Source organism: Flavobacterium sp. GT3P67 (assembly GCF_004349155.1).
Classification (GTDB): domain Bacteria; phylum Bacteroidota; class Bacteroidia; order Flavobacteriales; family Flavobacteriaceae; genus Flavobacterium; species Flavobacterium ranwuense.
In genome coordinates, this window is record NZ_SMLF01000006.1 from 1 (window position 1) to 23,033 (window position 23,033).

Annotated in this window: 21 protein-coding genes and 1 other RNA gene; 8 read left to right on the forward strand and 14 right to left on the reverse strand. The window is 31.9% G+C overall.

What is annotated here, in order from left to right; all coding sequences use genetic code 11:
- Window positions 1-259 precede the first annotated feature (259 nt).
- The 7 genes from E0H99_RS10605 to pyrR all read right to left on the reverse strand — a co-directional run bounded on the left by E0H99_RS10605 (window position 260) and on the right by pyrR (window position 5,718).
- The gene (locus tag E0H99_RS10605; protein WP_131995023.1) at window positions 260-763 is read right to left on the reverse strand and encodes a CAP domain-containing protein; all 504 of its coding nucleotides are present in this window, start codon (window positions 761-763) and stop codon (window positions 260-262) included.
- A gap of 422 nt (window positions 764-1,185) precedes the next feature.
- Window positions 1,186-1,728, reverse strand: coding sequence for a CAP domain-containing protein (locus tag E0H99_RS10610; protein WP_240723479.1), 543 nt, complete (start codon window positions 1,726-1,728; stop codon window positions 1,186-1,188).
- 121 nt (window positions 1,729-1,849) lie between these two features.
- Entirely contained in the window at window positions 1,850-2,494 is a 645-nt protein-coding gene (gene pdxH / locus E0H99_RS10615; protein ID WP_131995026.1) for a pyridoxamine 5'-phosphate oxidase, read from the reverse strand.
- A gap of 101 nt (window positions 2,495-2,595) precedes the next feature.
- Window positions 2,596-3,501, reverse strand: coding sequence for a ribonuclease Z (locus E0H99_RS10620; protein WP_131995029.1), 906 nt, complete (start codon window positions 3,499-3,501; stop codon window positions 2,596-2,598).
- 294 nt (window positions 3,502-3,795) lie between these two features.
- Entirely contained in the window at window positions 3,796-4,128 is a 333-nt protein-coding gene (locus E0H99_RS10625) for a ribonuclease Z (protein ID WP_131995032.1), read from the reverse strand.
- Between the two features lie 71 nt (window positions 4,129-4,199).
- Entirely contained in the window at window positions 4,200-5,126 is a 927-nt protein-coding gene (locus E0H99_RS10630; protein WP_131915943.1) for an aspartate carbamoyltransferase catalytic subunit, read from the reverse strand.
- A 52-nt stretch (window positions 5,127-5,178) separates the two neighbouring features.
- On the reverse strand, window positions 5,179-5,718 hold the full coding sequence (gene pyrR, locus E0H99_RS10635) for a bifunctional pyr operon transcriptional regulator/uracil phosphoribosyltransferase PyrR (RefSeq protein ID WP_131995035.1): 540 nt from the start codon (window positions 5,716-5,718) through the stop codon (window positions 5,179-5,181).
- 214 nt (window positions 5,719-5,932) lie between these two features.
- Between pyrR and E0H99_RS17230 the strand changes: the two genes are divergently transcribed.
- Window positions 5,933-6,106 carry a hypothetical protein gene (locus E0H99_RS17230; RefSeq protein ID WP_165930225.1) on the forward strand — a complete coding sequence of 58 codons (174 nt, stop codon included), beginning with the start codon at window positions 5,933-5,935 and terminating at the stop codon, window positions 6,104-6,106.
- Between the two features lie 97 nt (window positions 6,107-6,203).
- Here E0H99_RS17230 and E0H99_RS10640 read toward each other — a convergent pair whose 3' ends face one another.
- On the reverse strand, window positions 6,204-7,823 hold the full coding sequence (locus tag E0H99_RS10640; RefSeq protein WP_131995038.1) for an ABC-F family ATP-binding cassette domain-containing protein: 1,620 nt from the start codon (window positions 7,821-7,823) through the stop codon (window positions 6,204-6,206).
- Window positions 7,824-8,126: 303 nt separating this feature from the next.
- Complete coding sequence (nagB, locus tag E0H99_RS10645) at window positions 8,127-10,064, reverse strand: glucosamine-6-phosphate deaminase (protein ID WP_131995041.1); 1,938 nt, start codon at window positions 10,062-10,064, stop codon at window positions 8,127-8,129.
- Window positions 10,065-10,257: 193 nt separating this feature from the next.
- Between nagB and E0H99_RS10650 the strand changes: the two genes are divergently transcribed.
- The 3 genes from E0H99_RS10650 to E0H99_RS10660 all read left to right on the forward strand — a co-directional run bounded on the left by E0H99_RS10650 (window position 10,258) and on the right by E0H99_RS10660 (window position 12,772).
- Complete coding sequence (locus E0H99_RS10650) at window positions 10,258-10,443, forward strand: hypothetical protein (RefSeq protein ID WP_131995044.1); 186 nt, start codon at window positions 10,258-10,260, stop codon at window positions 10,441-10,443.
- Window positions 10,433-11,134 carry a LytR/AlgR family response regulator transcription factor gene (locus E0H99_RS10655; RefSeq protein ID WP_131995047.1) on the forward strand — a complete coding sequence of 234 codons (702 nt, stop codon included), beginning with the start codon at window positions 10,433-10,435 and terminating at the stop codon, window positions 11,132-11,134. Before E0H99_RS10650 ends, E0H99_RS10655 begins: the two co-directional genes overlap by 11 nt.
- A 198-nt stretch (window positions 11,135-11,332) precedes the next feature.
- Window positions 11,333-12,772, forward strand: coding sequence for an MFS transporter (locus tag E0H99_RS10660; protein WP_131995050.1), 1,440 nt, complete (start codon window positions 11,333-11,335; stop codon window positions 12,770-12,772).
- Between the two features lie 162 nt (window positions 12,773-12,934).
- On the opposite strand, the gene fsa is transcribed toward E0H99_RS10660, so the two are convergent.
- The 3 genes from fsa to ffs all read right to left on the reverse strand — a co-directional run bounded on the left by fsa (window position 12,935) and on the right by ffs (window position 14,726).
- Window positions 12,935-13,591: a fructose-6-phosphate aldolase gene (fsa, locus tag E0H99_RS10665; RefSeq protein ID WP_066078774.1), complete on the reverse strand. Its 657-nt coding sequence runs from the start codon at window positions 13,589-13,591 to the stop codon at window positions 12,935-12,937.
- A 154-nt stretch (window positions 13,592-13,745) separates the two neighbouring features.
- Complete coding sequence (locus tag E0H99_RS10670; RefSeq protein ID WP_131995053.1) at window positions 13,746-14,549, reverse strand: SDR family oxidoreductase; 804 nt, start codon at window positions 14,547-14,549, stop codon at window positions 13,746-13,748.
- A 79-nt stretch (window positions 14,550-14,628) separates the two neighbouring features.
- Window positions 14,629-14,726, reverse strand: an RNA gene (gene ffs / locus E0H99_RS10675) — signal recognition particle sRNA small type.
- 88 nt (window positions 14,727-14,814) lie between these two features.
- On the opposite strand from ffs, the gene E0H99_RS10680 reads away from it, so the two are divergent.
- On the forward strand, window positions 14,815-15,864 hold the full coding sequence (locus E0H99_RS10680; RefSeq protein ID WP_131995056.1) for a glutaminyl-peptide cyclotransferase: 1,050 nt from the start codon (window positions 14,815-14,817) through the stop codon (window positions 15,862-15,864).
- Window positions 15,865-15,876: 12 nt separating this feature from the next.
- Complete coding sequence (gene hutI, locus E0H99_RS10685) at window positions 15,877-17,115, forward strand: imidazolonepropionase (RefSeq protein WP_131995059.1); 1,239 nt, start codon at window positions 15,877-15,879, stop codon at window positions 17,113-17,115.
- A 50-nt stretch (window positions 17,116-17,165) separates the two neighbouring features.
- On the opposite strand, the gene E0H99_RS10690 is transcribed toward hutI, so the two are convergent.
- On the reverse strand, window positions 17,166-18,050 hold the full coding sequence (locus E0H99_RS10690; RefSeq protein WP_131995062.1) for a hypothetical protein: 885 nt from the start codon (window positions 18,048-18,050) through the stop codon (window positions 17,166-17,168).
- Window positions 18,051-18,154: 104 nt separating this feature from the next.
- Between E0H99_RS10690 and E0H99_RS10695 the strand changes: the two genes are divergently transcribed.
- On the forward strand, window positions 18,155-19,192 hold the full coding sequence (locus E0H99_RS10695) for a formimidoylglutamase (protein WP_131995065.1): 1,038 nt from the start codon (window positions 18,155-18,157) through the stop codon (window positions 19,190-19,192).
- A gap of 112 nt (window positions 19,193-19,304) precedes the next feature.
- Entirely contained in the window at window positions 19,305-20,558 is a 1,254-nt protein-coding gene (locus E0H99_RS10700; protein WP_131995068.1) for a DEAD/DEAH box helicase, read from the forward strand.
- Between the two features lie 124 nt (window positions 20,559-20,682).
- Here the strand turns inward: E0H99_RS10700 and E0H99_RS10705 are convergent, their stop codons facing one another.
- Window positions 20,683-22,890, reverse strand: coding sequence for a response regulator (locus E0H99_RS10705; protein ID WP_131995071.1), 2,208 nt, complete (start codon window positions 22,888-22,890; stop codon window positions 20,683-20,685).
- Window positions 22,891-23,033: the final 143 nt, after the last annotated feature.

The window sequence follows — 23,033 nt, forward strand, 5'->3', positions numbered from 1 at the left end:
ATTAACTATTGTCTGACAGCCTATTCATTTAATATAGCCATTTTTATGAAAAAGGATCTTTACACAAGTTAATTAGACACAAACTAATTTACACAATATAAGAAGTCCAATGAAATAATTTTCATTGGACTTCTCTATTCAAACAATCGTATTAAAATTATGTAACCGTTTATTAATTATCTCTTTAGATTCTGATATAAATATAAAAGGCTGTCTTTTGGGGAGAAGACAGCCTTTTAGTTTAAAAAACAAACTCAACTTATATTTTTGCAAAAATATTTGTGTAATACTTTTTACCAGTTGCAGGATTCTCTTTTATTGCAATTCCAAAATGAGTATGATCACCTTCGATGTTTGCTTTGTGACTAGGACTTGCTAACCAAGCCTCTAAAACTGCCTGAGGTGTATTATAATTGTAAGCAATATTTTCACTTACAGTTTTAGCACCTAAAATTTTAATGATGTTTTCAGATCGAGCTACAAAATCATTATGATTAACTACATTATTTGCGATCATGTAATTATCATGTTCTTCTGACTTGTAAGACATGTGATTAATTTTTTCCAAAGGTTTTAATCCAACACTAATTCTGTGTTTATTAATCAAAGCCATTGTTTCTAATTCAATAGAATTATAAGAATAACTTACTACTTTTTGTGCAGATGCTTCAGTAGTCTGAGAATTAGAATCATCGGATGAGCAGGAATTCATAGTGCAAATCACAGTAACGAGCAATAATGCACGAAGTATTTTTATCTTCATAATATAGTAGTTTAAGTTTAAAGGAGATTGTGGGGCAAACTTCTTTAACAAATAAATTAAATGTTCTTATTTCTTATTCAAACATACATTTTTTATCGTTAAAATACCAAAAATAATCGACGAAATACATAATAAAAACAATTTTACATATACATTTCTTACATTATGATAACAAGCGATCGATTTTCCAAGAGAAGTTTTCTTGACTAGAATATATAAAAATAATATCAACTCAACAGATTTCGATAATTTATAACAATTGCTTTTTAATTAATGTTTAAAAGCTTAAAGAAACAGTCGTTTATGGCTGTTTCTTTAAGCTTTTCATTATATAGATAATTATTTAAAAGTTTAATAACTATTCTAAAAATACAAGTAATTTACTTTAGGCAAAGTAGCTTCGAAATTCTAAAAAAATATAATTATATTCTTGCAAAGATATTTGTATAATATTTTTTCCCGGCTGAATCCACTCGTATTGAAATTCCAAAATGAGTAAAATCACCTTCAATATTTGCCTTATGGCCAGAACTAGCCAACCAGCCATTAAAAACAGCCTGAGCTGTACTGTAATTAAAAGCGACATTCTCTCCTACACTTTTAGCTCTTAAAACATTCATAATATCTTGGGAACGTGCATCAAAACCAGCATGATTTAATACATTATTGACAATCATATAGTTGTCATGCTCTTGCGCTTTATTAGATATATAGTCTGTTTTTAATAACGTTTTTAACCCAATACGAACTCTATAAGCATTTATCAAATTCAAAGTTTCTGTTTCAATAGCGTTATAGGTATATGTTCTGGCATCCGTTGCAGGCGGTACCACATTTGAAACTGGAGGTGTCGGTGTTGGAGAAGTAACTGTTGTTGGTTCTACAGGAACAGCTTCAGTAGAACAGGAATTCATTGTTAATAGCACAATAATGAACAAACGTGCTCCAAAAAAATTTAATTTCAAAATAATAGTAGTTTAAGTTTAAAATATATCGTCTGCAAACTTACATGATATAATACCTAACTACAACACAAAAAATCGTTAAAACACACATTGTTAACTATTTACAAAGCTATTTCTTACTTTACGGAGATAGTCGTTCAATTTTCCAAGAAAAATCATCTTGACTACTATATCGAATTCTGTCATGTAATCTATTAGGCCTTCCTTGCCAAAATTCTACCTCTAAAGGAGTTACCAGAAATCCTCCCCAATACTTCGGTCTTGGAATTACGATACCGTCAAAATCCTTTTCTAACTCTTTTAAATTTTCTTCTAAATATTCACGAGAAGGTACCACTTCACTTTGGTTAGAAACGATTGCTCCTAATTTACTTCCGTCAGGTCTGGTTTCAAAATAATTATCTGAAATAGCTTCTGTCGTTTTATGGGCAATTCCTTTTATAATAACCTGACGCTCCATAGTGTGCCAAAAAAAAGAAAGACATATTTTAGGATTTTCGGCAATAGCCCTACCCTTTTCTGAATTATAATTGGTATAAAAAATAAATCCTTCTTCATTAAATTTTTTCAACAAAACAACTCTGGCTTTTGGGAATCCATCTAAACCTAATGTAGATATCGTCATAGCATTAACTTCGCTGTCGCCACCAAAATCCTCTACCTCATGAAACCATCTGTTAAAAAGATTTATTGGATCTTCGGGAATATTTGATTCTAATAGCTCACTCTTTTCGTACGATTTTCTGTAATTACCTAAGTCTTTCATATTTTGATTTTTCGATGATTAGATTTTTTGATAATTAGATTTCCAACCATCTAAAAAATCTAAGTATCAATTTTACATTCTAAATAAATTAATCCTCTTTTTTAAAACTCAAAGCTTTTTCCATCATCAGCCAAAAGCACTTCTGGAAAAACAGTTTCGGCTTCTTCTTTAAAAAGTTCAATATTTTCATATCGAGTTGAATAATGTCCTAAAATTAATTGCTGTGCATTAGCTTTCAAAGCAATTGTAGCCGCTTCTTTTGCAGTGGAATGCAATGTCTTTTTAGCTAAATTTTCTTCTGATTGCAGGAAAGTTGATTCATGGTATAAAACATCAATATTTTCTATAATTGGAATCATAGCTTCATTATATGCAGTATCAGAGCAAAAAGCATAATTTTTTGCTGGAATAGGATCAAATGTTAATTTGTCATTTTCAATAACTCGCCCGTCTTCCAAAGTAATGTCTTTTCCGTTTTTTATTTTTTGATAATAACAGGTATCGATTTCATAATTTTGAACGGCATCCAAATTAAGTTTCCGCTCCGCAGTTTTTTCTTGGAATAAAAAACCATTTGTGTAAACACGGTGTTTTAAAGGAATGGTTTTTACCAAAACCTTTTCATCCTCAAAAATGACTTCACTATCATTGGATTCCAGTTCATGAAAAAACAAACCATAATTAGTCCAAGAATTAGATAATCTCAATTGCAACTTGATGATTTCTTGGATTCCCTTTGGACCATAAATATGCAAATCAGTGGTTCTATTCAGTAAAGTAAAAGTAGATACTAAACCTATTAATCCAAAAAAATGGTCTCCATGTAAATGAGAAATGAAGATATGATTTATCTTAGAAAATCGGATTTTATTTTTTCGCAACTGCACTTGGGTTCCTTCTGCGCAATCAATCAGGAAAATTCTGTTTTTTATTTCTAAAATCTGGGAAGTAGGATTCGTAAAAGTTCGGGGTGTTGCTGCATAGCAACCAAGGATTGTTAGTTTCAATTTTTAATTTCAATTTAAAGTTAGGATAGAAATAAAAATTGAACATTCACATTTCGTTATTTATAACTAAATTATAAACTATCAATATTCTTTTCCTTGTTGTATTTTCTGATTTGTAGCGCCATAGAAACCGCTAATAATAAATTGGCAACTATTCCCCAACAGCTACTTGAATTGCTATTAATGATTACATTATTTAGATTAACACACAGTAAAACCAAAAAACATATTAATAAAATAATTCTAAAAATAGGTACTCTTTTTTTGTTGCTATAAAAATCCATCAAAATATTTTTAAAAGCCTAAATCTCTTTCAATCTCTTCCATTTCTATAATATCATGTGCTTCTAATAAAGAAGGAACAACAGTCAATTTCTCAGGAACTGCATTGTAATCAAATTCCGAAGTAACTATAACAAATGATTTTTTAGCTTTTTTATGAAGTTTTGATAAAGGCATAAATAATTTTACGTTACCCGCAGATAAATCTTTGTACAACAAAAGATCTATAATTAAATTATGTTTTTCAAATGTTTTATATTGATGCGTAACCTTCATTAAAAAAGAGGTAAAATCACCTTGCGTGTCTCTAATACTTATTGTGTGTCCTTTTTGATCTACTTTCATCTTTTTAATTTCTAAGTCTACTCAAGGCAGAGAAGTTTATAAACAACTAATTTACAAAGTTTTGTGCTAAATTATTGAATTTTTGATGCCAAAAGATAAATAACCGCCATTCTAATTGCCACACCATTTTCGACTTGGTTTAAAATCACCGATTGATGTGAATCAGCCACCTCACTGGTAATTTCGACACCACGGTTGATCGGTCCCGGATGCATAATTATAATTTCTTTATTTAGGGAATCCAAAAGTGTTTTATCAACTCCATATTGTTGAGCGTATTCTCTTGTTGACGGGAAATAATTCACATCCATTCTTTCGTTTTGCACGCGTAACATATTCGCCACATCACACCATTCAAGGGCTTTTCTTAAATCAGGCTCTACCGTTACACCAAGGGATTCAATATATCTGGGAATAAGAGTTTTAGGCCCGCAAACTTTCACCTCTGCTCCTTGCATTTGTAACGCATAAATATTCGATAAGGCAACTCTGGAGTGCAAAACATCACCTACAATCACTACTTTTTTCCCAGCCACTTCGCCAAGTTTTTCTCTAATTGAATAACTGTCTAATAAGGCTTGTGTAGGATGCTCGTGGGCACCATCTCCTGCGTTTACAATACTGGCTTTTACATTTTTAGACAGGAAATATGCAGCTCCGGGATTAGCATGCCGCATAACCACCATATCTACTTTCATCGAAAGTATATTATTAACAGTATCAATTAATGTTTCTCCTTTTTTTACGGAAGATTGTGCCGCCGAAAAGCTAATTACATCAGCCGATAAACGTTTCTGTGCTAATTCAAAAGAGAGTTTTGTTCGGGTACTGTTTTCGAAAAAAATATTGGCAATAGTAATATCTCGTAAGGAAGGTACTTTCTTAATTGGTCGATTGATAACTTCTTTAAAATGATCGGCTGTTTCAAAAATTAGGTCAATATCATTCTTGTTGATGTATTTTATTCCTAATAAATGATTTACGCTTAATTCTTTCATTTCTTTTTACGATTATTAGTTTTTAATGTTAGACTTTGAAACAAATTAGTATCTAACTTGTAATTAAATATACACCATCTTCACCTTCATTTTCTTTCCAACTCACTTTAACTTTTTCGTTATTTATAGCATCTACCTGTCTTCCGCGATAATCGGGTTGTATTGGTAAATTACGGCTAAAACGTCTGTCAATCAAAACTAGAAGTTCAATTTCTGATGGTCTTCCAAAAGATTGAATGGCTGTCAAAGCGGAGCGAATGCTTCGTCCGGTAAATAAAACATCATCAATGAAAATAACTTTTTTGTTTTCAACGATAAAATTAATCTTGGTTTTATTTGCTTCTAATGGCTTCTCAGTTCTTCGAAAATCATCTCTGAAAAAGGTAATATCCAAATAGCCCAACTGAATTTCAGGTGTTTGGTATTCTTTTTCTAATATTTCTTTCAACCGTTCTGCTAAAAAAACACCTCTTGGTTGAATACCTACAAAAATTGTGTCTGAAAAATCTAAGTGTTTTTCAATTAATTGACAGGCCAAACGATGTAATATGATAGTAACTTCTTTTGCAGTAAGTAATACTTTTTGACTCATTGTAAAGTGTGTTGTTTGGTTTTGCAAATATACGAATTCCGATTTATGATTTTATAATTAAAAAGAGAGAAAATGATAATACCAATACTCTATAATAAAATCCAAATATATATTATTTTTTATTAAAATTAATTTTACAAAAAACAATACAAATTATATAACAAACAAGCTTTACTATTTAGTAATTTTATATTTCAAATTAAAGATAAAAATCATGCAAAAAAAACTAACCAGATTGTTAATGCTTTTAGTAGTATTACTATCGTTTACAAGTTGTTCAATTATAGAAGGTATATTTAAAGCGGGAGTTGGTGTCGGTATTTTTATTGTGGTTGCAGTACTAGCCATCATTGCTTTTATTGTAAGTAAAATTTTCGGAAAGAAATAATTGAAGATTATTTAAAGTCTGACTCTATTTAAAACATATTTAAACAAAAAACTCCTGCAATTGCAGGAGTTTTAAATCAATGTTTTAAAACTGCTTTTTAAACAGTATACATCTTAGCTCTCAATTCTTGTACTTTTTCATCATCAAGATAATCATCAAATGTCATGTAACGGTCAATCGCACCATTTGGTGTCAATTCAATAACTCTATTACCAACCGTTTGGGCAAACTCATGATCATGTGTGGTAAAAATCACAGAACCTTTGTAGTTTTTTAATGAGTTGTTAAACGCTGTAATCGATTCCAAATCTAAGTGATTTGTTGGTTCATCCAGCATTAAAACATTCGCTCTTTCCATCATCATTCGAGACAACATACAACGTACTTTTTCTCCTCCTGATAAAACGTTACAGGTTTTCAAAGCTTCTTCTCCAGAAAAAATCATTTTCCCAAGAAAGCTACGAATATTTACTTCGTCACGTTCCTCTTCGGTTTTTACCCATTGTCGCAACCAATCTACAAGAGAATAATCGTTTTCGAAAAACGAATGGTTATCTCCAGGTAAATAGGCTTGGTTGGTCGTAACTCCCCAATCGTAAGTTCCTGAATCGGCTTTTTGGTTTCCGTTTAAAATTTCGTAGAAAGCAGTAGTTGCACGAGAATCTTTAGAAAAAAGCACAATTTTATCGCCTTTTGCCATATTCAAATCTACACCTTTAAAAAGTATATCTCCATCTACAGAAGCGCTTAAATCCTGTACATTCAAAATCTGATCTCCTGCTTCACGCTCTTGATCAAAAATAATCGCTGGATAACGACGGCTTGATGGCTTTATCTCCGAAATATTCAACTTGCTAATCATTTTTTTACGGGAAGTAGCTTGTTTTGATTTAGCTACATTCGCACTAAAACGACGAATAAATTCTTCTAATTCCTGTTTCTTTTCCTCTGCTTTTTTATTTTGTTGCGCACGTTGTTTAGCCGCTAATTGGCTTGATTCATACCAGAAAGTATAATTCCCTGAATAATGATTTATTTTACTGAAATCAATATCCGAAATATGTGTACAAACAGAATCCAAGAAGTGTCTATCGTGAGAAACTACAATTACTGTATTTTCATAATTAGCCAAGAAATTTTCTAACCAAGCGATGGTTTCAAAATCCAGATCATTGGTAGGCTCATCCATAATAAGTAAATCAGGATTTCCAAAAAGAGCTTGTGCCAAAAGCACACGAACTTTTATTTTACCCTCCAAATCTCCCATCAACGTATAATGATTGTCTTCTGTAATCCCAAGATTGGACAACATTGATGCTGCATCAGAATCAGCATTCCAACCATTCATTTCTTCAAATTGTACTTGCAACTCTCCTATTCTGTCTGCATTTGAATCATTGTAATCTAAATACAAAGCATCCATTTCTTTTTTGATCGCATACAAGGTTTTATTCCCCATCATCACGGTCTCAAGAACGGTACTTTCATCAAACATATTATGGTTTTGGTTCAAAACCGACATACGTTTTCCTGGTTCCAAATGAATATGTCCCGATGTTGGATCCATTTCACCTGCAATTATTTTAAGAAAAGTAGATTTCCCAGCGCCATTGGCTCCGATAACTCCATAGATATTACCGTGCGTGAAGGTAGTATTTACTTCGTCAAACAAAATTCGTTTGCCAAACTGAACTGATAAATTATTTACTGTTAACATGAATATTTATTTTATAAAATTTTTGCAAAAATACGAAAAAAATACTGATTTTTTTTATCCAAAAAAGTAGATTTTTATGAATTGTATTTAGCTTATCATTAAAAGACTAATCAAAAAAAAACCTGGCACAAAATGCCAGGTTTATAATATCATTTTCTTTTAAACAAACCATATTAATGAATTATAAAAAAAACTAATATTTATTCAAAATAGAAAGGCTTAAAATATAAATAACCAAACTCAATTTTAATAATTGCCTTTCACACTTTGAATTTATTTTCTATACATTCTTGCTTTTATTTTTTAATAATCAAAACGTTTAAAAGCTTCGATAGCTTCATATTCTGCAAGACCAAGATTATCGTATAATTTAGCGGTATTTTTATTTCTGTCTTCAGCCCTAACCCAGAATTCTCTTGAATCATTTCCTTGAAACATCACTCTGTCTTTTTGAGATTGGTGGTATAAAATAGCATGTCTTTTCAACAAGACCTCATCCGGGCTTAACGGCACAGCCATATCAATTTCGTGAATATCCCACTCATGCCAAGCGCCTCTATACAACCATAACCAGCAATCATTCATATACGGCTCTGGTTTCAATTCTTTCATGGCTGCGAAAATGGCATTAAGACACACCTCGTGAGTTCCATGTGGATCAGCAAGATCACCTGCAGCGAAAACCTGATGTGGTTTTATTTTTGCAATTATATCTTTTACGATGGCGATATCTTCAGATCCTAACGGATTTTTCTTTATTTGTCCTGTTTCGTAAAAAGGAAGATCTAAAAAGTGAGTATATTCATCTTTTAGTCCAATATATCTTGTTGCGGCATAAGATTCACGACGTCTGATAAGTCCTTTCAATTTTCGAACATCCAGAGAATCAATTTGATTTTCTGTTTTATTATTTATGAAATCTATTACAGCAGGAAAATCAATATTACAATCTGTTTTGCCAATAAAATCGTTGCAAACTTCGGCAAATTTAAGTGCCTCATCATCCGTAACGGCTATATTACCTGATGTTTGGTACACAACATGAACATCGTGTCCTTGTTTTATTAATTTTGAAAAAGTTCCTCCCATAGAAATTACGTCATCATCTGGGTGTGGACTAAAAAGAATAATTCTTTTTTTGGAAGGATTGGCTCTTTCAGGCCTATTGGAATCATCTGTATTTGGCTTTCCACCTGGCCATCCCGTAATGGTATGCTGTAATACGTTGAACATATTAATGTTCAAATCGTAGGCAGAACCTTCTTGCGCCAAAAGATCTGACATTCCGTTATTATTGTAATCTCTATCGGTCAATTTTAAAATCGACTGATTTGTTTCTTGACATAACCAAACAATGGCTTTACTTTTTAATTCTTGCGTCCAAATACATTCTCCAACCAACCATGGAGTTTTAAATCGTGTCAACTCTGAAGCTGCGGATTGGTCTAATACAAAGGTGGCATTAGCGTGATTTTGCAAAAATGTAGCAGGAACTTCAGAGCTTATTTCGCCTTGAATGGTTCTCTTTATAATTTCAGCTTTATTTTGTCCCCATGCCATCAAAACAATTCTTTTAGATCGCAAGATTGTAGACACGCCCATTGTGATTGCTCTTTTCGGTACGTTATCGATACCATTAAAGTCAGACGAAGCATCGACTCTGGTAATATGATCCAAAGTAATAATTCGAGTTCCTGAATTGATATGAGAACCTGGCTCATTGAAACCTACGTGACCAGTACGCCCTATTCCTAATAGTTGAAAATCAAGACCGCCAGAATTCCTAATATTCATTTCATAATCAACACAATACTGATTCAAATCTTCGATAGCTACAGTTCCATCGGGAATGTTTACATTTTCAGGTTTTATATCAATATGATTAAACAAATGCTGATGCATGAAGTAATGGTAACTCTGATTGTTCTCTTTAGTCATTGGATAATATTCATCCAAATTAAAAGTGACTACGTTACTAAAACTAAGGCCTTCCTCTTTATGCATACGTACTAATTCTTCGTACACTTTTACAGGGGAAGAGCCTGTAGCCAAACCAAGAACACAAGGTTTATTTTTTTCTTGCTTAGATTTGATTAATTGCGCTATTTCTTGAGCAACAATTTTTGAAGCTTCTACCGAGTTTTTGAAAATTTCATTATGAATTTTTTCAAATCTAGTATCTTCAAATTTACCCACACTTTTATAACTAATGTCTGGTTTAATTTCTAAAGCATTTTTCATATTTATTTTTTTTATTCGATTTACTTACTCTGTTGATATTACTTGTTTCACAAATGCAACCTATTGATTTCATCTTTAACTAAATGTTTAAGATATGTTGACTATCATAACTTAATCTCGGTATAAAACTACCTAAAACGTTTTTTTTGAAAAAATAAAATATACCAACAGTCAAAAAATTTAAACAAACGACATGATTTATTCAATAATGCGTTTCGAGAAAAACAAAACTTGCTTTTATAATCTCAATTATAAAGTTGTTGATCACGCTATATTGCAATTCGAAATATTAAATAATTTTGTACTTTCACCAACTATAAAAGTAAAGTCCAATTATTATATCATCCGTTTGCAAATACCTATTGAAAATGAAGATTAAATGTGTTTTGATTGATGATGAAACGCTAGCTACAAAAGTCCTGTTAAATTATTTTACTAATTTTTCAGATTTTGAAATTGTAGGAACATTTTACAATCCTATAGAAGCACTGGAGTTTATAAATAATAACACTATCGATGTTGTATTTTTAGATATACACATGCCAGTCATGACTGGATTTGAATTGATTAAATTAATTGAATATAAAACTAAAATAGTCATTACTACCGCTTTTAGGGAGTTTGCAGCCGAAAGCTATGAACTGGATGTTTTAGACTATCTGGTAAAACCCATAGCGTTACCCCGATTTATTAAATGCATTCATAAAATTGAAGCCGAATTCAATTTAAAAAACAACATCAAAATTGAAAGCCATCGAATCGAACCCTATATTTTTATCAAAGTAGATAAAAAAATGATTAAAATCACTCTGGATGAAATCCTGTTTATCGAAGGAATGAAAGAATACATAAAAGTCATAACTACTGACAAAACCTATATCACACTTAAATCATTAACCTCATTATCCGAAGAATTGCCTTTGGATCGATTTATGAGAATTCATAAATCGTATACTATCGCGATTGATAAAGTAAAATCTATAGAGGGAAATCGAATTCAAATACTTTCTTATACCCTACCCATTGGACGAAATTACAGTAAAGAGGTGAAAAGTAAAATATTAGAATAAATTCTTTACAAATACTTTATTCAAAATAAGAAAAAAACTAAAAAAAATACACATTTTTCTGTAAACATTAGTTATTCTATAATTCTAACAATATTTATTCCTTTTAATTTTTTTTTAATTTACTTAACAAATATATTTACGGTCTTTAATAATTTTTTAAGAAATAATAACTAAAAAAAATCTAATTAATTTACAATTATGAATACAGAAAATTTACAGACCAAATGGGGACAATTTATTCCATTAGCGATAGTGTTCTTCTTTTGGGGATTTGTAGCGGCAAGTAATGACATTTTAATACCTGTTTTTAAAACTGCTTTTAACTTATCACAAGGAGAAAGTCAATTAGTATCTCTTGCTTTTTACATTGCTTACACTGTAGGTTCCTTGATATATATGGGAATTTCCTATTTAATAAAAGAAGATTTAGTAAACAAAATAGGGTATAAAAATGGTTTGTCATTAGGACTGGCTATTTCTGCTTTGGGTACATTACTGTTTTATCCAGCAGCAAACACAGGTTCTTTTCCATTAATGTTATCTGGCTTATTTATAGTGGCACTAGGATTTTCTTTACAGCAAACTGTAGCCAATCCATTAGCTATTGCATTAGGACCTATTGCAACTGGTTCTCAACGTTTGACTATGGCTGGTGGAATTAATAATCTTGGAACTACAATTGGCCCCTTAATTGTGAGTTTTGCAATATTTGGTTCTAATACAGGTGGTACATCAATAATGAGTATCGAAAGTGTCAAAATTCCTTATTTAGTATTAGGATTGGCTTTCTTACTTGTAGCGATATTATTAAAATTTTCTTCTTTACCGGACAAACCAGCATTGGTTGTTGAAGCTGAGAATAACGAAGGTGGAATTGCAAAAAAATCAGCTTTACAATATCCACAATTAGTTATGGGAATGATTGCTATATTTTTATATGTAGGAGTTGAAGTTTCTACGGCAAGTAATCTTCCTGCTTATATGGAAAGTAAACTAGGATTTTTGACCCAAGATGTAGCTCCTTATATTTCTTTGTATTGGGCCAGTTTAATGATTGGTCGTTGGACTGGAGCCGTTGAAGCCTTTACAAACGACATGAGTTTACAAAAAATACTTCGTTTTATTGCGCCTTATTTGGCATTTGGGGTTTTCTTAGCAGTTAATGCAATAGCAAAACACGACCTAACTCCTTTCTATATCTACGGATTAGTTATTCTAGTATTAATTGCAGCCGATATTGCCAGTAAAGGAAATCCAGCAAGAATGTTACTTATCTTTTCAGTTTTAGGAATCATTGCTCTTTTAATAGGAATGACTACAAGTGGAATGGTAAGTGTATATGCATTTACAAGTGTTGGTTTATTTTGTAGTACACTTTGGCCTTGTATTTTTACTTTAGCGGTTAGCGGATTAGGAAAAAATACCAGTCAGGGAAGTAGTTTCTTGATTATGATGATTATGGGTGGAGGAGTTATCAGTTGGTTACAAGGATTTGTTTCTGAAAGCATCGGAATCCAAAGTAGCTATATAATTGGTGTACTTTGTTTTGCTTACTTGGCTTTTTACGCTTGGAAAGTAAGCGGAATTCTTAAAACACAAGGAATCAGTTTTGATAAAAAATTATCTGGAGGACATTAAGATTTTTGATTGCAGATTAACGATTGTTATACTATCTAATTACAAAGCATTCTTAAATTACTAAATACCAAAACAAAAAAACTCCCATTTTGCTAAGCATAATGGGAGTTTTTATTTATACCGAAATCTCAAATCAGAAATCGTTAATCTGCAATCTCAAATCTATTTATTTCCTTTCTCGAAATCAGCAACAAACTGTGCCAATCCAATATCAGTCAATGGGTGTTTCAGCAAACCGTAAATTGCAGACAATGGTCCAGTCATAACATCAGCACCAATTTTTGCACAGTTTACAATGTGCATCGTGTGACGAACTGAAGCTGCAAGAATTTGAGTTTCATAACCGTAGTTATCATAAATCAATCTGATTTCTTCAATCAAAGCTAAACCGTCTGTAGATACATCATCCAAACGACCAATAAACGGAGAAACATAAGTAGCACCCGCTTTTGCAGCCAATAAAGCCTGACCAGCAGAGAATACTAAAGTTACATTTGTTTTTATTCCTTTATCAGAGAAATATTTAGCAGCCATCACACCTTCTTTAGTCATAGGTAATTTTACTACGATTTGCTCGTGTAAATCAGCTAATTCCTCTCCTTCTTTAACCATTCCGTCGTAATCCAAAGCATTCACTTCAGCACTTACATCACCATCAACAAGGTTGCAAATATCAACATAATGCTTCAAAATGCTATTTTTACCTGTGATTCCTTCTTTTGCCATCAATGATGGATTAGTTGTAACACCATCCAAAACGCCTAATGCCTGTGCTTCTTTAATTTGAGCTAAATTAGCCGTGTCAATAAAAAACTTCATAATATATCTATTTAATTGTGTGTTTTATAATTTGGGCATGACCCTTCGTGAAAAACTTCGGGTCGGGCTTTACGCTATAATCTTTTACTTTTTAAAGAAAAAAGTAAAAGGATTTTCACTGCAATCTCTCATGCTCCTAAAATTCGGTGCAAAATTACAACTTATAATGGTTCATAAGCATTTTTTCATATACTTTATCCGGTAAAATTCTCTTCAATACAATCGAGAACTTTTGCATAAAAACACCTACTTTATAATGAATTTTAGGTTCAGGAGTTTGGATAATTTTATACACTGCTTCTGCCATTTCATTAGGATTATTGCCACTGTCCACATGTTCATCCATAGTTCTCAATGTATTTCCATAAGGACTTTCGTAAGCAGAACCTTTAATAACGGGAGCATGAAAACGTCCCGAAGCAATATTAGTCGCAAAATCACCCGGAGCCACATTTGTAATGTGAACGCCAAAGGATTTCACTTCCATGCGCAACGCTTCCGTTATGAGTTCAAGAGCACCTTTTGAAGCTGAATAAACACTACGATATGGCAAACCCATATAACCCGCAATAGACGTAATATTGATAATCAATCCCGATTGTTGTGAACGCATTTGTGGCAACACCGCTTTCATCACTTCAATTGGACCGAAGAAATTAGTCTCAAAATTATTTTTGATTTCATGCATTGGAATTTCTTCCAGCGGTCCTGTAATTCCAACACCTGCATTATTGATTACAACATCCAATCTTCCTGAAATAGCAATTACTTTGGCTACAGCCATATGGATTGAATCCGTATCCCTAACATCTAAAGCGACCAATGGAAAAACCGAATTTAAAACTCGTTCCGGGTTTCTACTTGTTCCATAAACAACAAAACCTTTTTTATGTAAAAACTCGCCAATAGATTTTCCTATTCCTGAGGAACCTCCTGTAATTAGAACTACTTTATTCATGATTATCGATGTTAGTTGTACGAAAGGTCCAAAAATAAAAAAATCCTCCCGAAGGAAGACTACTTTTGTAAGAAATAAAAAATGGCAAGCGACCTACATCGCACCGCTCAACCACGTACCCTTGCTATGTTCCCATCCTGGGGGAGTCTGCAGGAGCTGGTCGTGTAGGACTTGCCGGTGCAAATATACAAACTTTTTATATTTTTGCAAGTGCTTTGCACCTATTAAAATAACGTTGTATATTGGGCTATTCAAATTTTACATTATGAAAAATTATAACATACTATCTATCATTTTATTAGGAACCTTACTGGTTAATTGTGGAGATACAAAAAAAGGTGAAAATTCTTTATTTGCCTTTGATAATTCTAAATTCAAGGAGCAATACCAACCTCAAGAAGCGATTGAACTAGGAATTTTAAACCCAAATTCGAAAACTGTTGACAGTATTATTTATTATGTAAACGACAAAAAGGTCGCTACTAAAAAAAATATAGACAAACTAACTTTTGAACTGAAAGATCAAAAATTGGGCTATCAAAACCTAAAGGCTTTAGTTTATTATGAGGGGCAAAACTCAGAAGCTACCACAAGAGTGGAATTAGTTTCTAATATTCAGCCGAAATTATTAGAATATAAAATTGTAAATACGTATCCGCACGACACGGCTTCTTTCACCCAAGGTTTAGAATTCTACAAAGACACTTTATATGAAAGTACTGGACAAAATGGAACTTCTCATTTCCGAAAATACGATTATAAAACCGGAAAAGTCTTTGAACAAGTTGACTTAGATAAGGCTTATTTTGGAGAAGGAATTTCTATACTGAATGATAAAATATTTCAATTGACATGGACCGAAAAAACAGGTTTTATCTATAATGCAAACACTTTAAAACTTGAAAAAACCTTTACTTATGATAAAGATATTCAAGGCTGGGGATTGACAAATGACGGTAAATACTTATACCAATCAGATGGAACCGAAAAAATTTGGAAAATGGATCCGAAAACACTTAAAATAGTAGACAACATCAACGTTTATACAACTAGCACTAAAATAAAAAGTGTAAACGAGCTGGAGTGGATTAATGGTTTAATCTATGGTAACATTTGGCAAAAAGATGCAATTGCTATCATAAACCCTAGAAATGGTGCAGTAGAAGCGGTATTAGATTTGTCTAGTTTAAGAAAATTAATAAAAGTTACCGAAGACGACTTTTTAAACGGAATTGCCTACAACCCCAAAACAAAAACCATTTTTGTAACCGGTAAAAACTGGAATAAAATGTTTGAAATCAAAGTTTCAGAGTAATTATTATATAAAATGACAACGCTAATTATCAATATAAAAGAATTACTTCAGATTCGAGAAACAGCTATAGCTAAAGTTTCCGGTGCTGAAATGGCTATTCTTCCAACGATCAAAAATGCCTTTTTAGTAATTAAAGACAACTTGATTACTGATTTTGGTTCCATGGAGAATCTACCTGCAATACATGTTGATAGAACGATTGATGCTACCGGAAAAATGGTTTTACCGTCTTGGTGCGACAGTCACACGCATATTGTTTATGCCGGCAATCGCGAACAGGAATTTGTAGATCGAATCAATGGCATGACCTATGAAGAAATTGCTAATCGTGGCGGTGGGATCTTAAATTCAGCTAAAAAACTCAATGAATCCACTGAAGCCGAAATCTATGACCAATCCAAGACTAGACTGGAAGAAGTCATGCGTTTAGGAACTGGCGCCGTCGAAATTAAGTCGGGATATGGATTGACAATTGAAGGAGAACTAAAAATGCTTCGCGTGATTCAACGTTTAGCTCAAAACTATCCAATAACAATAAAAGCTACTTTTCTTGGCGCTCATGCTTTTCCATTGGAATATGCAACAAATCACGAAGGCTATATTGATTTAATCATCAACGAAATGCTTCCTGAAATTGCAAAATATAAACTGGCAGACTTCATCGATGCATTTTGTGAAACCGGTTATTTTACTGTTGATGAAACCCAACAAATCATGGAGGCTGGAATTAAATTTGGCTTAAAGCCAAAAATCCATGTCAATCAGTTCAACTCTATTGGAGGAATTCAAGCTGGAGTAAAGTACAATGCTCTTTCTGTTGACCATCTAGAAGTTATGAAAACAGAAGATATTGAAGCTTTAAAAAACACCGAAACAATGCCAGTGGCGCTGCCTTCGTGTTCCTATTTTTTAAGTATTCCGTATACACCAGCACGAGAAATGATAACAGCCGGACTTCCTTTGGCTCTCGCAACCGATTACAATCCAGGTTCTACTCCATCAGGAAATATGAACTTTGTAGTGGCAACGGCTTGCATCAAAATGAAAATGACTCCCGAAGAAGCCATAAATGCCGCCACAATAAACGGAGCCTACGCAATGGGAATTTCAGAAACCCACGGAAGCATAACTGTTGGCAAAAAAGCAAATCTAATAATTACGAAACCCATTCCCTCTTACTATCAATTACCTTACGCTTTTGGCAGTAATCTAATTGACACTGTATTGATCGAAGGTGAAATTTTTGCATAAAAAAAGAGGAACATTACGTTCCTCTTTTTTTATGCTGTACTGAATTACTCTTATCTTAAAACAAAACTTGTTTTAGAAACCAATATATCTCTATCAAAAATATTGATAAAATACGTTCCTTTAGCAAAATCTTTTCCTTTTAAATCTTCCGAAACATTGATTGTTTTGTTTTCATATTTAACATTCGTTAAAAAACTGTATGTTAAAGTATTCTCACCAAAAGTCTCTGTTTTTTTATCACCTAAAACATTGTTTTTACTATCAATTACTTGAACATAATAGGTTTTATCACCAGATTTAGCAATTTGATTTTCAGCAATTGTAAAATTAACTCTAAGAACGTCAGCTCTGCTCGCTTTATCAGTTTCGATTTGTTTACCAGAACTTCTCAATTTAAAAGCAGATCCTCTAGTGTTTAGAACCGTCAATTTTGAACCAATTTCAACCGCTTTTGTCAATTCTTCATTTTGACCAGTTAATGCTTCAACATTCTTTTTAGTCTCTCCTAAAACTACAACCGTACTATCACGTTGCGTAGTTAAAGTTGTATTTTGTTTTTTCAACCCATCATTCTCAGCCATTAAAACCCTCATGTTTCCTTGCAAAGCATTGAATTGGGTTTTGTATTTTGATAATGAAGCTACATCGCCTTTCGATTTACTTAAATCGCCCATTAAGTTCACCACTTTATCTCTTTCTTGAATTAACTCATCAGACATTGATGTGTTTTCTGCAATTGCAGCATCATACGTTGATTTTAATTCTTGTAAATCTTTCATAACTGATTCCTTTTCAGTCAATGTAGTTTTCAATTCTGTTTTTACGATCTCTGTGTCTGAAGTCATTTTAAAAATATAAACTAAACTTCCCACTAATAAAATAGCTAATACTGCTATAACCGCTTTAAGACTTGAACTGCTTTTTTGATTTTCCATCTTTTTAATTTAATTTATTTTATTTTACAAATTTAACAATATATAACCACGTAATAACGTAAGTTAATGTAATTATATTATTTTTGAAAAAAAAATTTTTTTTAATGGAAAAAATCATCCCGTTTACAATCAAAGATCTTGCAAAAATTACGAACCATAGAAGTGGTGAAATAAAATTTGGAGAAAAAATGATAACTGTTCCAAAAGAGACTGATCCTGTAGAGTTTCTAAAAACGTGCGAGGCAAAATATGTATTGTTTGGAATCCCGGAAGATATAGGCATAAGAGCTAATTTTGGTAGGCCTGGTGCAGCATCAGCTTGGGATAGTGCCATTAAAAGTATCGCTAATATTCAGCATAATAGATTTTGTAAAGGAAGCCAACTTATTGTATTAGGCCAGTTGAATGTTAGCGTCGAAATGAAAGAAGTTGAGCATTTGGATTTTAATGATATTGACGATCGATCTAAATTAAGTCAATTAGTAGAAAAAATTGACAAAGATGTCTCTCATATAATCTTCAACATTATAAAACTAGGTAAAATTCCTATAGTTATAGGTGGCGGACATAATAATTCCTACGGAAACATAAAAGGATCTGCACTTGCAAAAGGTAGACCTATTAATGCTATAAACTTTGATGCCCATTCTGATTTTAGAATTTTAGAAGGACGCCACAGCGGTAATGGTTTTTCATACGCGTTTGAAGAAGGATTTTTAAAGAAATATTTTATTTTTGGTTTACACGAAAATTATACTTCCAAAAGTGTATTGGATATAATTAAAAAAATAGAAGACCGCGTACGCTACAATACCTATGATAGTATAAACATTAGAAAAGAGAAAGATTTTAATCTAGAAATGGCTCAAGCATTAGAGTTTATAAATGATGACTTTTTTGGAATTGAGATAGATTTGGATTCGATTCCTAATATTGCTTGTAGCGCAATGACTTTGAGTGGTTTCTCAGTGGAGCAACTTCGCCAATTTATATCCTATATTGCAAAAAATAAAAATGCAGGGTATTTGCATATTTGTGAAGGTGCACCTGATTTAGGTGAAGAAAAAAACAATCATTTAATAGGTAAACTTATAGGATATTTAGTAACTGATTTTATTAAATCCAACCAGAATATTGTTTAACTTTTTAATCGAGAAATCGGTTAAACCAATAACCAAATAACCAAATCGAGAAATAACACTATCTTTGTTGCACTATCTATGTACTTAATACAAGATATTTAATACCAAAAATATGTTATTCGAAGATTTATCGCTCTCAAAAAGTATACAAAAAGCCGTATTTGAACAAGGCTACCTTAACCCAACTCCTATTCAAGAACAATCTATTCCTATTGTATTAGCAGGAAGAGATTTAATAGGTTGCGCACAAACCGGAACCGGAAAAACAGCCGCATTTGCTATTCCAATAATACATCAATTACACCGAATTGTGGGTTCTTCAAAAAAAGCAAAACAAATTCGTGCATTAGTAGTTACTCCTACACGTGAATTAGCAGTCCAAATTGGACAAAGTTTTGATACTTACGGTAAGTACACGAATTTGACACAACTTACTATTTTTGGTGGCGTATCGCAAAATCCGCAAGTTGATACCTTAAAAAATGGTGTGGATATTTTGGTAGCGACACCAGGAAGATTGCTTGATTTACACAAACAGGGTTTTATCGATTTAGATCATTTACACACTTTAGTTCTTGACGAAGCAGATCAAATGCTAGATATGGGATTTGTAAATGATGTAAAGAAAATTGTAAAGCTTACGCCAAAAAACAGACAAACATTATTTTTCTCAGCTACAATGCCAATGGCTATCCGAGAATTAGCCGAAATGTTTCTGACTGATCCAGCAACAGTAACCGTATCGCCAGTTTCGTCTACAGCTGAGAATGTAGAACAACGCGTTTATTTTGTTGAAAAAACAGAAAAAAGAAATTTACTATATCATTTAATTAAAAATGAAAATCTATCCGATGTTTTGGTTTTTTCAAGAACCAAGCACGGTGCTGATAATGTTGTAAAAGCATTACGAAAAAACAATATTGCCGCAGAAGCCATTCACGGTGACAAATCACAAAATGCAAGACAACGCGTTTTGGACGCTTTCAAAAACAAAGAAGTTGGAGTTTTGGTAGCAACTGATATTGCAGCCAGAGGAATTGATATTGACCAATTGCCTTTTGTAATTAATTTTGATTTACCTAATATTCCTGAAACCTATGTTCACCGTATTGGTAGAACCGGTCGTGCGGGAAATGGAGGTATTGCAATTTCTTTTTGCAGTAAAGACGAACATACCTATTGGAAAGACATCCAGAAATTAATAAAAGTGGATGTAAAAACCGTAAATGATCATCCTTATCCTTGGCATTCAGGAAGTCCGGAAACTGCTCCTGGATCCCAGCAAAAAAATTCAAACCGTAGTGGTGGAGCTCATAAATCAAGAAAATCAGAAGTTTCTAAACAAAATAAAAAACGCTGGTATTAATTAGATACTACTCTTTAATTTTCATCTGTAAGTAATGCCTTTTGTCTACAAAACAAAAGGCATTTTTATTAAAATTAAAATTTCTCACAAAGCAATTTTTAAAAACAAGATTAACAAAAATAAATTAAGATATACTTTTAGGTTTTGATATTAGAATACTGATGATTTCAAATAATTTAATTGAATCAAAAGGTTTTATAATGATGTCATTGATTCCGGCTGAAAGAGCTTCTTCGATTATTTCTGCTTTATCAAATGCCGTTAATGCTACGATTGGTATGTCGATACCTTTTAGACGAATCTTTCTTGTAGTTTCAAAACCATTGATTAAAGGCATATTAATATCCATCAATATTACATCAAAATTCTCTTTTTCCAGTATTTCCAATGCAGCGTAACCATTGTCAACAACACTACATTTATAGTTGTTCTTTTCAATAGTTTTTCTGGTAATGACTTGATTTATATGATTATCCTCTACTACTAAAACATTGACCACTTGGGTTGAACTCACATCAACTTGAATGTTATTGATAATTTCAGTTGTTCGCGCAGGATTAAATTCAAAAGCAATTACAAATTTGAATGATGTTCCTTTTCCTATTGCACTTTCGAGCGAAATATCACTATTGAACAAACCTAACAGTTGCTTTACAATGGAAAGTCCTAAACCGGTTCCTTGATAATCAGTTTCTTTTCTACTAATCTGAACAAATTTATCAAAAACCTTTTCTTGGTCAGTGGCATGAATTCCTATTCCGTTATCTTGGATTTTAAACTCTAAAAAATGAGATTTTCCCTCAACTCTCACCAAATTTACATTTATGCTTACTTCGCCTTTCTTTGTAAATTTCAATGCATTACTGACCAAATTCATAATGATTTGAGAAAGCCTTAACTTATCACCTATTAAGTATTCTGGAATATTTGGATCAACATTCACTTGAACAACATTATCATTTGTTTTGGCTATAAAAGATAATGAACTTTTAATCATATTAATTTCGTCAGAAATATTAAAAGTCAAATTTTCAAGAATAATTCTATTGTCTTCAATTTTATTAATTTGCAGAATATCATTTACTAATGATAATAAATATCTGGCTGAAAATTTAAGAGAACTTAAATGCGGGCTATGCGCTAATTCTTTATGCTCATCAAGTAACATATTAGTAATTCCTACCACACCGTATAAAGGAGTCCTTAATTCATGACTGATTGTAGAGACAAATTGTGATTTTAATACGGAAGCTTCCTCTGCTTTTTCTTTGGCAATTATTAATTCCCTATTGGTTTCAGAAAGCTCAGCATTCGTTTTCTTCCTATAATTATTATTTTTGAATAAAGAATAGAGCAATAGCAACAATACTAAAAATATAATAATAAATAGTAGTACTATAGTTTTAGATTTTTCTAAACTTTGAAGTTGAGTCTTTTTTTCAATTTCAATTTTATCTATTTCTCTTTTATACTCGTCTAATTCTAAATTTATTCCTGCTACACTTGCTTTATCAAGTTTTTCTTTATTGTAGAGTTCATCAGTAATTGCATTATAACGCTCGAGATTTTCATATGCTTTTTTATGATCTCCCTTTTTTAGTAAATATTTAGAGTATTCTAGATGTGCAAAGGACAAATCTGACTTTTCATTTCCTTTATTTCCAAATTTTATAGCATTTAAAAAAAATAATGTCGCTTTATTATGGTTTTCTTTGTAACCATAATACATTGCATTTAGCATATTTAAAGCTACAGTGGTTGTTTCATCACCATGTTTTTTATTATACTTATTGATAAATTCCAAACTTGGCAAACCTTTTTCAAAACGACCAATATCAAAATAAGCCCACGCAATATTAAGTTTAGTCATAAAAACCTGATTGGTATCTGCTAATTTTTGACTGTACTTAAGGGAGTTTTCATAAAATTTTATTCCTTTTACATATTGCTTTTTCTCAAAACAATAGATATTACCTAAATTGTTATTTATCTTTTCTCTTAAAATGTCATTATTCGTCTTATCAGCATAGAATAGACTCTTGTTGTAGAAAAATATGGCTTTATCAAATTCAGCCATCTCAGCATAATTCGCTGCAATTGTAATATAGGAAATAGCAATAGCATACAAATCATTAGCGTCAATAGCGGAACGAAGCGCTAATTTAGAAATATCCAAAGATTTTTCAAAATTAGCATCCTTAAAGTATTGGGACGCTTGATCCGTTAATTTAGTGATTTCTTTCTTTGAATATATTCTTGTCTGTGCAATTGAATTATCACCAAAATAATTTAATACAAACAATAGTAATAAAACAATCCGTAAATTATACATAAAGAATCAGGGTTTATCAAATATACATTTTTTTAATAAAAAAAGGAACGATATATACACATTATATATTAAAATAAACAGAATAAACAGATATTCAAAAAAAGAGGATTACTAGCCGTAAAATTAAAAAATGTTTAAAATTT

What these genes read in the sequence shown, in the direction of transcription:
- E0H99_RS10660 (WP_131995050.1), top strand. Translation starts at nt 11,333, where the DNA reads ATGAATACAGAAAATTTACAGACCAAATGGGGACAATTTATTCCATTA.
- E0H99_RS17230 (WP_165930225.1), top strand. Translation starts at nt 5,933, where the DNA reads ATGCAAAAAAAACTAACCAGATTGTTAATGCTTTTAGTAGTATTACTA.
- E0H99_RS10630 (WP_131915943.1), bottom strand. Translation starts at nt 5,126, where the DNA reads ATGAAAGAATTAAGCGTAAATCATTTATTAGGAATAAAATACATCAAC.
- E0H99_RS10670 (WP_131995053.1), bottom strand. Translation starts at nt 14,549, where the DNA reads ATGAATAAAGTAGTTCTAATTACAGGAGGTTCCTCAGGAATAGGAAAA.
- E0H99_RS10650 (WP_131995044.1), top strand. Translation starts at nt 10,258, where the DNA reads ATGATTTATTCAATAATGCGTTTCGAGAAAAACAAAACTTGCTTTTAT.
- E0H99_RS10605 (WP_131995023.1), bottom strand. Translation starts at nt 763, where the DNA reads ATGAAGATAAAAATACTTCGTGCATTATTGCTCGTTACTGTGATTTGC.
- E0H99_RS10680 (WP_131995056.1), top strand. Translation starts at nt 14,815, where the DNA reads ATGAAAAATTATAACATACTATCTATCATTTTATTAGGAACCTTACTG.
- E0H99_RS10700 (WP_131995068.1), top strand. Translation starts at nt 19,305, where the DNA reads ATGTTATTCGAAGATTTATCGCTCTCAAAAAGTATACAAAAAGCCGTA.
- E0H99_RS10690 (WP_131995062.1), bottom strand. Translation starts at nt 18,050, where the DNA reads ATGGAAAATCAAAAAAGCAGTTCAAGTCTTAAAGCGGTTATAGCAGTA.
- E0H99_RS10655 (WP_131995047.1), top strand. Translation starts at nt 10,433, where the DNA reads ATGAAGATTAAATGTGTTTTGATTGATGATGAAACGCTAGCTACAAAA.
- E0H99_RS10705 (WP_131995071.1), bottom strand. Translation starts at nt 22,890, where the DNA reads ATGTATAATTTACGGATTGTTTTATTACTATTGTTTGTATTAAATTAT.
- E0H99_RS10640 (WP_131995038.1), bottom strand. Translation starts at nt 7,823, where the DNA reads ATGTTAACAGTAAATAATTTATCAGTTCAGTTTGGCAAACGAATTTTG.
- E0H99_RS10625 (WP_131995032.1), bottom strand. Translation starts at nt 4,128, where the DNA reads ATGAAAGTAGATCAAAAAGGACACACAATAAGTATTAGAGACACGCAA.
- pyrR (WP_131995035.1), bottom strand. Translation starts at nt 5,718, where the DNA reads ATGAGTCAAAAAGTATTACTTACTGCAAAAGAAGTTACTATCATATTA.
- E0H99_RS10695 (WP_131995065.1), top strand. Translation starts at nt 18,155, where the DNA reads ATGGAAAAAATCATCCCGTTTACAATCAAAGATCTTGCAAAAATTACG.
- nagB (WP_131995041.1), bottom strand. Translation starts at nt 10,064, where the DNA reads ATGAAAAATGCTTTAGAAATTAAACCAGACATTAGTTATAAAAGTGTG.
- hutI (WP_131995059.1), top strand. Translation starts at nt 15,877, where the DNA reads ATGACAACGCTAATTATCAATATAAAAGAATTACTTCAGATTCGAGAA.
- pdxH (WP_131995026.1), bottom strand. Translation starts at nt 2,494, where the DNA reads ATGAAAGACTTAGGTAATTACAGAAAATCGTACGAAAAGAGTGAGCTA.
- fsa (WP_066078774.1), bottom strand. Translation starts at nt 13,591, where the DNA reads ATGAAGTTTTTTATTGACACGGCTAATTTAGCTCAAATTAAAGAAGCA.